At 65.5% G+C, this 12,047-nt stretch carries 7 protein-coding genes; 6 read left to right on the top strand and 1 reads right to left on the bottom strand.

The window, feature by feature from the left end:
• The 5 genes from V9K99_RS42550 to V9K99_RS42530 all read left to right on the top strand — a co-directional run bounded on the left by V9K99_RS42550 (nt 1) and on the right by V9K99_RS42530 (nt 3,176).
• Nucleotides 1–114, top strand: a complete 114-nt coding sequence (locus V9K99_RS42550) for a winged helix-turn-helix domain-containing protein (protein WP_337012716.1) — start codon at nt 1–3, stop codon at nt 112–114.
• Nucleotides 111–1,247: a sensor histidine kinase gene (locus tag V9K99_RS42545; protein WP_337012714.1), complete on the top strand. Its 1,137-nt coding sequence runs from the start codon at nt 111–113 to the stop codon at nt 1,245–1,247. Before V9K99_RS42550 ends, V9K99_RS42545 begins: the two co-directional genes overlap by 4 nt.
• A complete protein-coding gene (locus V9K99_RS42540) occupies nt 1,244–1,729 on the top strand; it encodes a hypothetical protein (protein ID WP_337012712.1) in 486 nt (161 codons plus the stop codon). The genes V9K99_RS42545 and V9K99_RS42540 overlap by 4 nt, the downstream gene beginning before the upstream one ends.
• Nucleotides 1,726–2,703, top strand: a complete 978-nt coding sequence (locus tag V9K99_RS42535; RefSeq protein WP_337012711.1) for an RNA polymerase subunit sigma-70 — start codon at nt 1,726–1,728, stop codon at nt 2,701–2,703. Before V9K99_RS42540 ends, V9K99_RS42535 begins: the two co-directional genes overlap by 4 nt.
• A gap of 287 nt (nt 2,704–2,990) precedes the next feature.
• Nucleotides 2,991–3,176 (top strand): Imm32 family immunity protein, encoded by a 186-nt coding sequence (locus V9K99_RS42530; RefSeq protein ID WP_337012709.1) that lies wholly within the window; start codon nt 2,991–2,993, stop codon nt 3,174–3,176.
• A 16-nt stretch (nt 3,177–3,192) separates the two neighbouring features.
• Here the strand turns inward: V9K99_RS42530 and V9K99_RS42525 are convergent, their stop codons facing one another.
• Complete coding sequence (locus V9K99_RS42525) at nt 3,193–3,594, bottom strand: DUF4259 domain-containing protein (RefSeq protein ID WP_337012708.1); 402 nt, start codon at nt 3,592–3,594, stop codon at nt 3,193–3,195.
• Between the two features lie 151 nt (nt 3,595–3,745).
• On the opposite strand from V9K99_RS42525, the gene V9K99_RS42520 reads away from it, so the two are divergent.
• Nucleotides 3,746–12,031 carry a LamG-like jellyroll fold domain-containing protein gene (locus tag V9K99_RS42520; RefSeq protein ID WP_337012706.1) on the top strand — a complete coding sequence of 2,762 codons (8,286 nt, stop codon included), beginning with the start codon at nt 3,746–3,748 and terminating at the stop codon, nt 12,029–12,031.
• Nucleotides 12,032–12,047: the final 16 nt, after the last annotated feature.

The following is a 12,047-nucleotide window of genomic DNA, read 5'->3' as shown; positions in this document are numbered from 1 at the left end:
GTGACGGTTCACGTCCGGCGGTTGCGGGAGAAGATCGAGGCCGACCCCTCCGATCCCCGGTTGGTGCTCACGGTGCCGCGCACCGGCTATCGCTTCGTGGGCGAATCCGGATGAACCGCGACACCGTCACGATTCTCGCGCTGACCACCCTGTGGACACTGGTGGTGGCGGCGATCGGGGCCGCGATCCTGTGGCAGTTCCGGCGTCGTTCGTTGCGTACGGCGATGATCGTGGCGGCCCTGGTGCCGATGGCCGCCGCGTTGGCCGCCGTACTGCAGAGTGTGCGGGCGATGTTCATCTCGGCCCACGACTCGTGGGTGGTGCTGTGGACGCTGGTGTTCGCGGCGCTGCTCGGGGTGGGGTTGTCGGTGCTGATCGGGCATTGGGTCGCCACCGGCTCGCGTGATGTCGGACGACGGTTGCGTCACCTTGGTACGTCGTACGACGCCCCGGACGCTCCGTCGAGAGGCACTGTGCCGGCCGAGTTGGCGGCGTTGACGGACGAGTTGGAGATGACGCGGATGAAGCTGGCCGCGTCGCACGAACGTGAGCGTGCCCTGGAGGACAGCCGGCGGGAGTTGGTTGCCTTCATGTCGCATGACCTGCGTACGCCGCTCGCCGGGTTGCGAGCCGTGTCGGAGGGACTCGAGGACGGCGTGATCGACGACGTACCGGCGGCGTTGCGGCAGATGCGTGCGACGGTCGATCGGATGACCGGGCTGGTGGACGATCTGTTCGAGCTGTCGCGGTTGTCGACGGCGCCGGCACCCCGGCGGCGGATGGCCGTCTCGTTGCGCGAGTTGGCGGAGGACGTCGCGGGGGAGAGCGGTGAGCACGCCCGCGTCTCGGGTGTCCGACTGGTTGTGTCGACACCTTCCTCGGACGATCGGCTCGCCGTACAAGGAGATCCGGACGAACTGACCCGCGCGGTGACGAACCTTGTCGACAACGCGATCCGCCACACCAAACCGGACGAAACCGTTGCCTTGTCCGTCGACCGCTCGTCGGATGATCACGTCAGTCTGGCGGTCACCGACGCCTGCGGCGGCATACCTGCTGAGGATCTGGACCGGGTCTTCGACGTCGGCTGGCGCGGTGACGCGGGGCGAACCCCGACCGATGGCGGTGCCGGCCTAGGACTCGCCATCGCCCGCGGCATCGTCGAGTCCCACGACGGCACCATTGCCGTCAGCAACGTCCCCGGCGGGTGCGCCTTCCGGATCGACCTCCCTGCCGTGCGGCCGTGAGTCTTTCCTGGGCGCTGCTTGTCGTCGGTGTCGTGCTGCTGTTGCTCGGAGCGTATGCGAGCTGGACGGCCGGACGATTGGACCGGCTGCATCACCGCGTCGAGAGCGCGCGGGCGTCGCTGGAGACGGAGCTGGCTCGGCGGGCCGCTCTGGTCGCCGAGCTGGCCGGGACCGGCGTACTCGACCCGGCGTCGTCGCTGTTGCTACTGGATGCGGCCCATCGGGCGCGGACCGCGTCACCGGAGGACCGGGAACAGCGGGAGTCCGCGCTGACCCGGGCGATCAATGCCACCGGCACCGATGTGGAACCGTGGGCCGGGGAGCTGAGCCTGGCAATGCGGCGGGTCCAGTTGGCGCGCCGGTTCCACAACGACATCGTGGTGTCGACGCGGGACCTGCGCCGGCGGCGACTCGTCAGCTGGCTGCGGCTGGCGGGGCACGCACCGATGCCGGACACGATCGAGTTGGAGGACGGGAGTTGAACTTCGGCGACTTGGCTGAGAGCTATAGGCACGAGTTGCTGGTGCACTGCTACCGGCTCCTCGGCTCGTACGACGACGCCGAAGAGATGGTCCAGGAGACGTTCCTCCGTGCTTGGCGTGCTCGGGAGAGTTTCGAAGGCCGCTCATCGGTGCGCGCTTGGCTCTACCGGATCGCGACGAACGCTTGCATCGACGACGTACGACGTCCGCAGCGGGTCCTCCCGTATCAGCTCGAGCCCGCTTCCTTCCCGGCGTCAGCCTTGCCTGCGCGCGAAGACGTGCCGTGGTTGCAGCCGTTCCCCGACGTGGTCTTGAACCGCATCGAGGAGCCGGACGCTGTCGCCGTACGCCGGGAAACCATCGAACTCGCCTTCCTGGTAGCGATCCAGCACCTCCCACCCCGCCAACGCGCCGTACTCATCTTCCGCGACGTCCTCGGCTGGTCAGCCCGCGAAACCGCCGAAGCCGTCTCGTTGAGCGTCGCCGCCGTCAACTCCACCCTCCAACGAGCCCGTCCAGTCCTCCGCGAACACCTCCCACCGCACCGCTCGGAGTGGTCAGCTAGGTCGTCAACTGCCGTAGAGCAAGAGCTTCTCCGCAAATACATGGCCGCCTGGGACGCAGCCGACCCCGACGCCCTGGCGGGGTTGATGCACGAGGACATCCGCATCACGATGCCGCCGTACCCCTTCTGGTTCGAAGGCCGCCACGACGCCGTCCGCTCACTAGCCGCCAACTTCACCCCCTCCGGCAACGCCTACCGAGGCACCTGGCGCTTCCTCCCCACCACCCTCAACCACCAACCCACCCTCGCCGCCTACCTAAAGCCCCCGGACGACACCACATACCGCCCCTTCGCCTTCGACATCTTCCGCATAGAAGACGGTCTGATCGCCGAAATAACCGCCTTCGAAATAACCGACATCACCCCCTTCAACCTCCCACCCCACCTGGACGAAAACCATGAACGTTGACTGGCCGAGCCGGCCGCCCTGCGTGCACCTCGAAACGTTTGGCGACAGGTTGGCAGGATGCTGAAGTGAACTGGTGCCGCGTCAAGGAACGTTGGGGTCGTAACCGCTCAGCAGTCCGCCTGGGTGCAAATCGACAGGACGTATACGCCCACTACCGGTCACTCCCCGCCTGAGCCCACCAGCTATCCGGCTCGATCGCCGGATACCTCCTGTCGTACTGCAGATCCTTTCCAGCTCCGGTGGGTGGTCGGCACGATGACAACCCCGACGTTCTGGATGCGGCCCCTGTGACGCGCAGCGCGGTCTCCGAGACCCGCCTGGTGGCCAACCGGGCAGGCGTGACGTCCGTGGCGCGTCACTTACTGACGTTGGCCAAAGACGACCTACCCAACGGACACCACCTCCACCTCACCGCCGGTCAGGTACGACGGGTCGCCGTTGACGCCAAGCCGGATCGCCTGCTGGAGAACTGAGCAAGACAGCTGTCGGCTAGCGGAGCCGGTTCAGTAGGTCCTCGAGGGCGCCGGACCATTCGGTGTCGCCGGCCTCTTCCCACTCCTCGGCAAGTTCCGACTCCGCCGCACGGACCCGCTCGACGGCGCTGCGTGCGACAGGTGCGAGCTCGGTCAGGCCGGGTCGCTTGGCCGCCCACGCCAGCACATTTTCGTTGTATGCGTTCACGGCCGTCGGCCGGCCCGCCGCAGCGGCAACAACCTCCGCCGCAGCCAACGCCTCCGACCCGAGGCTTGCTTCGAGGTATTCATCGGCTGCCCACCCAGCAACCTCCCGCAGCACCTCATACACCGGCACCTCGCTGTCCCCATCCGCGAGGTCCCCACCCCAGTCCGCCGCCTCATCATTCCCAAATACCGACGCATCCCAAGCACCCATGCCGGAACCGTACCTGCACACGTCGACGAGCACCCGGATGATCCATCGGACCTGCGTAGAGCGTGAGCGTTACAGATTTTTGGGAATTTGCAGGTGCGTCGAGCGGGCGCGGATCCCGGCCGGAACGATGGAGGATTCGAACACTGTCGAGGTGCGCGCTACATCGGATGCGGTGTCGTACGAGCTAGTGACGGTGGATGGCCGTCAGGCGTTGAAGGTGACGGCGGACAGTGCCTGGCTGGACGATCCGGCGCGGGTGTTTCCGGTGCGGATCGACCCGACGGTCGACATTCCGACGGATCGGCTGACGCCGACGTACGCGGTGAGCGCTGGTGTGAATGGCTCGGTGAGCGGTGCGAGCGATCTGCAGATCGGTTGCCGTCCCGCAGCGGGCACGACGAACTGTTCGTCGACCTCGGGCTGGAATGCGTACACGTCGCTGTTGTCGTTCCCGAACCTGGTGGACGCCTTCCGGTACGACACGATCACGGCGGCGCAGATGGAGGTCTACAACTATCAGGCCGACACGTGCTCGTCGCGGCGCGTCGACATCTATGGCGCGATGGAAGGGTGGCAGTCCACCCCACTGTCACAGTTGAAGTATCCGGGTCCACAGGCGACGCCGTCGGTGATCGCATCGAACAGTTTCTCGCGTGGCTATGTGTCGGGCTCGACGGGAACGACGGCATGCGCGCCGAGGTACGACGTCATCCCGTTCAACGCCACGGGTGTGTCGTGGCTGCAGAGCCTGGTGGACGGGCAGCGGTCGAACTTCGGGTTCGCCATGTTCGCCAACCAGCGGACGGATCGGTACTCGTGGAAGAAGTTCGCGGGGATCAACACGGCGAACCCGCCGAAGCTGGCGGTGACGCATTCGCCGTACCACGCGGCGTATGCGTTCCGGTCTCAGCCGAAGGAGTGGTACGTCACCCAGGACAAGGCCGGCAAGTTCCCGATGACGATCACGAACCTCGGTGCGTTCACGTGGCAGCCGGGCGATGACTACATGAGCTACCGGGTCTTCAAAAACGGGCAACTGGTCAATGTATCGGCCTTGGCGACGCCCGTGACGACGTCGGTGCCGCACGGCGGCAAGATCAATCTGGATGTCGCGGTGGGGGCATTACCGGGCAGTGAGGCGGGTATCGACTACCAGATCGAGTTCTCGATGGTGCATCGGGATACGACGATTCATCGCTGGTACACCGACTGGGGTGTCGAGCCCGCGGCGCGATTGATCACGGTGCAGAACGTGGCGCCGGTGGTGGATCCTGCGAAGGTATGGCCGCTGAACGGCGCCCAGGCGTACTCGTTGACGCCGCAGGTGTGGGCGTCAGGGATCGATCCGGATGCGCCGGACAGCACGTTGAAGTACAGCTTCCGGATCTGTGAGGTCGTCGGCTCGAATCACGAGGTGGGGTGCTTCTTCAGCGGGGCCTACAGCTCGTCGAAGACGTGGGTGGTGCCGGCCGGGAAGCTGGGCTGGAACCGCGAGTACGAGTGGAAGATCTACGTTCAGGACAACGACGGTTCATACACGATCGGGTCGCCGATCACGATGTTCACCGATGTTCCGCAGCCCGCGATCACCTCGCACATCGCGAACAATGACGGCAAGTCGCAGGACAAGCCGTACGACCCGGCGGTCGGGAACTACACGACGTCCGCGCTGGATGTCGTCGTACCGGTGGCTGGTCCTGAGCTGAACGTGGCACGGACTTACAACAGTCTGGACCCGCGGCGGGACGGGTTGTTCGGCGCCGGCTGGTCGAGCCGCTACGACATGCGGCTGATCATCGAGAACGACGGCAGCGCGCTGGTGACCTATCCGGATGGCCGCCAGGTGCGGTTCGGGAAGAACGCGGACGGCACGTTCGCGTCGCCGCGTGGATCCAAGGCGGTCCTGACCGCCAGCTCGGCGAATGGTCCGTGGACGCTGCAGATCGTGGCGGGGACGAAGTACGAGTTCGCCGCTGGAACGGGGAAGCTCAGCAAGATCTACAACACGCTGGGCAAGCCACTGGCGTTGACCTACCGTGCCGATGGGACGCTGGAGTCGGCGGCCAGCCAGGACGGCGCGGGGCGGAAGCTGTCGTTCACGTGGACGGCGGACAACAAGCATGTCGCGTCGGTGAGCACCCAGCCGGTCAATGCGACACCGCTGACGTGGACCTATGAGTACGCCGGTGACGTGCTGACGAAGTCCTGCAATTCGGAGCAGAAGTGCACGACGTATAGCTCTCAGCAGGGCTCGCACTATCGCAGTGCGGTGCTGGACAGCAGCCCGGACGGCTACTTCCGGCTGTCTGATGACGGTGCCGACAACGACGCGACCAACGAGATCGACATCACGCTGAACGACGGCTTCGGCACGTACGCCGCGGTCCAGTTCGGTCAGGACAGTCCGCTGGCGGGTGTGGGTGATGCGGACAAGTCGGTCAAGTTCACTGGTACGTCGCGGGTGGAACTGCCGAACGGGTTGGCCACCCGCAGCCGCGACGAAGCGGTCGAGTTGTGGTTCAAAACCAGCGGCACGGCTGGTCAGCCGTTGCTCGGCTACCAGAAGAACACCTTCGGGCCGACGACGACCGGAGGCATGCCGGCGCTGTACGTCGGTAGTGACGGCAAGCTGCGAGGCCAGTTCTGGCATGGCTCGGTCGAGCCGATGACGTCGTCGGCTGTTGTCAACGACAACCAATGGCATCACGTCGTACTGAGCTCGATGGGGACGCGGCAGTCGCTGTACCTGGACGGTGTCGCGATCGGCACGATCACGCAGAGCGTGGTCGACCACGCGCAGTTCCCGGTGAACCAGATCGGTGCGGCCGTTGCGGCGGCACCGACCGCGTGGCCGTCGTACGGCACCGAGACGGTCAAGTACTTCACCGGGCAGATCGACGAGGTCGCGTTGTACTCGCACCCGCTCACGACCAAAGAGGTCGTCAGCCACTGGCAGCGGGGCCGCAACCCGGCCGACCAATTGACCTCCATCACCTCCGGCGCGGGGCGAACCACCGCCGAGGTCGAGTACAACCCCGCCGAGGACCGCGTGAAGCGTTATGTCGACGCCAACGGCGGCGACTGGACGATCGACGATCCTCAGGTGATCGGCAGCAACACCACCGGGCTGTACCGCAAGGTCAAGGTCACCGGGCCCGGCACGACGTCGTACATGTATGAATACGACGCGCTCTCCGGCTCGCTGCTGCGCACCGGACGTCCCCTGGGCACCGACACTCACAAGCCTTGGACCGCCGAGACGTCGCCGCACTGGCCGGGTGACTATGCCGTGCGCAGTTACACCCACGACAAAACCGGCAAGCTGACCAAGGTCACCGGTGAGATGGGTGGCGAGGTCACGATGACGTACGACGCACGTGGCAACGTCGCTTCGACCAAGACCTGCCGCGACGATGCGACCGACTGCCGGACCGAGTACAGCTCGTATCACGCGAACGACGCCTGGCCGGCGCTGGATCCACGCTGGGACAAGCTCCTCGCCTTCCGCGACGGCAGGTCAGCGAGCGCGACCGACGACACCTACAAGCGGAACATGAACCTCACGGTGTCGGGGGACGTGGCGTCGGAGTTCAGCCCCGACGGCGGTGTGAAGACCTACACCTACACCGACGGCGTCGCGACAGGGCCGGATGGCAAGCCGATGCCGCCCGGATTGTTGAAGACCGCGACGGCAAAGGTGAACGCGTCGGTGACGGCGTCGACGCAGTACCTGTACAACGAGCACGGTCAACTGGTGCAGCAGACGGCGCCGTCCGGGCTGGTCACGAAGTACACCTATGACGAGATCGGGCGGAAGAAGACCGAGACCCAGATCTCCGACACCTACCCCAACGGCGTCACCACCAGTTACGACTACGACAAGATGTCGCGCGTCATCGCTGTCACCGGTCCGGTGACAACGGACGCGGTGACGGGGGAGCAGCACCAGCAGAAGGCCGAGCTCGAGTACGACGCCGACGGCAACGTCACCAAGACGACCGCGCGGGACCTGAAGACGCCGGACGAGCCACGGGTCGCGACGATGGAGTACGACGACTGCAACCGCCTGACCCGGACGATCGATGCCGACGGCAAGATGTCCCAGCAGGGGTACGACGGGTTCGGCAACCGGACCTGGTCCGAGGACGCGAACGGGAATCGGTTCGAGTACAAGTACAGCGACCTCAACATGCTCACCGAGGTCTGGGACATGAACCTCCCCGTCGATCCGGCCAACCCGCCGGCCGGTGAGCCACGCGAAGGCATCGACTACGCCGTTCGCTCAAAGACCCAGTACGACCCGTCCGGCCGCAAGTCGGCGGACGTGGACGCGATGGGACGCGTCGTCATCTACGACTACAACCACGACGACACTCTGAAGACGAAGACCCTGGAGGGCTTCCACGATCCCGATGGCACCACGCGCAACGTCGTACTGGAGGACAACACCTACGACGCGGCAGGAAACCGGATCAAGGCCGTCACCGACAGCGGCAAGTCGACGACCACCTACACGATCGACGCTGCCGGGCGGGTCGCGACCGAGACCGCGGATCCCAACGGGCTGAAACGGAAAACTGCCTATACCCACGACCTGGTCGGCAACGTCACCAAGGAGGAGACCACCGGCAACTGGTCGAACGCCGATCTCGCCGGCCCGACCGCCGTCACCGACGTCACTACTTATGTGCACGACGCATCCGGACGCCGCGTGTCGCAGACAGTTGAGAACACCGGTGGCACCCAGCTGACGACGTCGTGGACGTTCGACCAGCGCGGCCTGTCAACATCGATGACCACGCCGCGCGGAAACGCGGCCGGCGCGGTCAAGGCCGACTTCACCACCACCTATACCTACGACGAGCTGGGCCGTCAGGTGAGGACGGTCGCGCCGAAGGTTCAGGCCGAGCAGAACGGCGGCACCCCCGCCGACGTCCAGCCGACAGTGTCTGTCGGGTACGGCGCATTCGGTCAGGCGACGTCCTCGAAGGATGCCCTGGGCAACATCGTCAAGACCGCCTTCGACAAGCTCGGCCGGACCACCGAGGTCACCGCGCCGTCGTACACGCCACCCGGCGGCACTGCCATCACGCCGAAGGCGAGCTTCTCCTACGACGCGGTCGGCAACCTGCTCGCGCAGATCGACGAACGCGGCAACGCAACCCGCTTCACCTATGACCACCTGAATCGCCAAGTCCAAGTCGACGCACCAGGCAAGACCAACGACGAGCGGGCGGTCACCAAGGTCACCTACACCCCCAACGGAGACGTCGAATCGACCACGGACCCGCTCGGGGCGGTGAAGAAGTTCACCTACGACGACCTCGACCGCGTCGTCACCTCGACCGATGTCGAACGGAAACCGACCGCGGGGAACTTCGTCACCCGGCTGACCTATGACGACATGGACAACATCGTCAAGGCCCAGGCCCCCTCCGGTGCGACCGCGACCAACACCTACGACACCCTCGGGCAACTGACCCAGTCCAGCGACCCGAACGGCGTCCTGACCAAGCTCGGCTACGACTACGCCGGCCGCCAAGTGCGATCCACCGATGGCATGGGCCGCAGCAGTATCGCGACCTACGACAAGGCCGGACAGTTGGTCGCGTCGAAGATGCTGAACACGTCGAACACCGCACTGGGCACTACGGTGCTGGGCTATGACGTGGACGGGAACCTGACCTCGTCGACACCCGCGTCCGGCAACCGCGCCACGACGTACACCTACGACGCTCTCGGCCGATTGAAGACCCAGGTCGACCCGGTCAACGCGACCGACTCGATCACCATCGGATACGGGTATGACGCCGCCGGCAACCGTACCCGCTACACCGACGGCCGCGGCAACACCAGCGTCTACACGATCAACACACTCGGTCTGCCGGAGAAGGTGATCGAGCCGTCGACCACTGCGCACCCGGCGGTCGCCGACCGCACGTGGACAGCGACCTATGACGCCTCCGGCAACCCGGTGTCGCTGCTGTCGCCGGGCGGCGTACAGCGGACCCGCACCTTCGACGCCGCCGGGCGACTCGCGAAGGAAGAAGGCACCGGCGCAGAAGCCTCCACCGCGACCCGCGACCTGACCTACGACCTGGTCGGACGACCCGCAACCACCAGTTCACTCGACGGCGTCAACACCTACACCTACAACGACCGCGGCATGCTGCTGCGCGCCGACGGCCCCTCCGGCACGTCGACCCACGGCTACGACGCCGACGGTCAGCTCACTCAGCGGATCGACGCTGCCGGCACCGCCGACTTCACCTACACCAACGGCCGACCGGCCACCGTCACCGACCCGGTCACCCGCACCCTGCAGACCCTCGGCTACAACACCGCGGGGCAACTGTCCACGATCGATTACGGCTCGGGTCGAATCCGCACGATCGGGTACGACGCCTACGGCCGGATGAACTCCGACGTGCTGAAGGCCGGGACGACGTCGGTGTCGTCGATCACCTACGGGTACGACGCCGACAACAACATCACCTCGAAGAACACCACCGGTGTCGCCGGCGCCGGCAACAACACCTACGCCTACGACCAGCTCGGCCGCCTGACGTCCTGGACGAAGGGAACCACCACCACCACCGAGTACGGGTGGGACGCCGCCTCCAACCGGATCAAGGCCGGCATCAAGCTCGCGTCGTACGACGAACGCAACCGGCTCCTCAACGACGGCACCTCCACCTACACCCACTCGCCCCGCGGCGCACTGCTGTCCAAGGTCACCGGAACCACGACCGAAGCGTTCACCTTCGACGCTTTCGACCGGATGGTCAGCAGGTCCGACCGCGACTTCACCTACGACGCCCTCGACCGCCCCGTCCAGGCCGGCACCGCGCGGATGCGTTACGACGGGTTCAGCGACGAGGTCGTCTCCGACGGCACGCAATTCTTTGGCCGCTCAGCCTCCGATGGCCTGCTCTCGGTCGGCTACGAAACCACCAAACGCCTCGTCCTCGCGGACCGGCACGGCGACGTCATCGCAGGCTTCGACCCCGCCGACACCGCCCTGGCCGCGGGCCTGCCCGACACCCGTACCTTCGACCCCTTCGGCAACTCCACCAATGCCACGGGCCTCAAATACCGGGTCGGCTACCAAGGCGACTGGACCGACCCCCGCTCCGGCGACGTCAACCAAGGCGCCCGCTGGTACAACGCCGGATCCGGCACCTTCAACTCCCGAGACACCATCACCCACAACGCCGGCACCGCCTCCTCCGTCCTCAACCTCTACTCCTACACCGGCGGCAACCCCGTCACCTTCAACGACCCCGACGGCCACATGCGTGAGGATCCGGGTGGTGGCGACAGTGAGTGCTATCACGACCCGAAGAAGCCCATTGGCGGCGAAGAGCAGTGGCCGCAATACGGCGTAACCTGCGATCCGCCTGACGACCCGCCACCACCGGGCGCTGGCGGCTGCAAGAAGAAGGGCGGCTGCGGCGACACAGGCTGCAAGGGCAAGAGCTGCGGCGACGGCGGCGGTTGTAAGGGCAAGAGCTGCGGAAACGACGACGGTTGCAAGGGCAAGAACTGCGGCGGCAACCCCTGCAAGACCAGCAAGTGCGGAAGTCCGAAGCCACCGCCGACCTGCGATAAGCAATGCCAGCTCAACAAGAAGACCAAGAAGGAACGCGAACAGCTTGAGGACGACGCCAAGAACATCCCCCAACCACCCCCAGGCGACCCGTCCTGCGCCAACGGCAACCCAGCCCTCTGCCCTGTCGAGCCGACCCAACCCGCAACCGTCGTTGGCCCCCAAGACGACCTAACCGACGAAACCAGCGACTGGTCCGACGAACTCCACCAGAACGCCCTCGACCAAACCGGCTCCGTCATCGGCAACGTCGCCAACACTGGCGGCTACAACTGGTTCAACATGGGCATGAGCCTGCCCAACAAGGACACGCCGTTCGAGAGTGGCGCCGCCCCCGCTGGTGGTGGCGGCATCATCATCGCGGGCGGCATCGCAGCAGCCGACGACGCCACCTGGGACTCTCCAGAAGAGTTCTGGTCCGCGGTGGCAAGAGGCCTGCTCTTTGCGATCGCCGGAGGCGGCGGTGGAACAGCAGGGCCTCCAGAGGACCCCAATTGGGGTGAGGATGGTCTAAAACCTGGTTCCGCTAATTCACAGGTGCCGACCAGGGAAGAACTCAAGAATCTGCGGGCTGAGTTCAATAAGGAAGTCAAGCCCAAGTTTTGGATGGATGAGGCGGCTAACAACCCTGGTAAGTACACGGCTGACGATCTTGCTAGAATGCAAGGCGGTAAGGCACCGATCGGCAGTGATGGCTATCCAATGGAGATCCATCACAAGGTCATGCTCTCTCGCGGTGGCACAAACAATCCCGATAACCTGATACCGCTGACACGCACGCAGCATCGACTTGGTGAGAACTATGCGAAGAATCACCCCCCGAAGTAGGAATCGGAGATGAGTT

Origin of the sequence: Kribbella sp. CCNWLW201 (assembly GCF_037203805.1) — a bacterium.
In the GTDB taxonomy this organism is placed as follows: Bacteria; Actinomycetota; Actinomycetes; order Propionibacteriales; family Kribbellaceae; genus Kribbella.
Note: the sequence above shows the minus strand (reverse complement) of the source record. Positions and strands in the feature narration are given on the sequence as shown.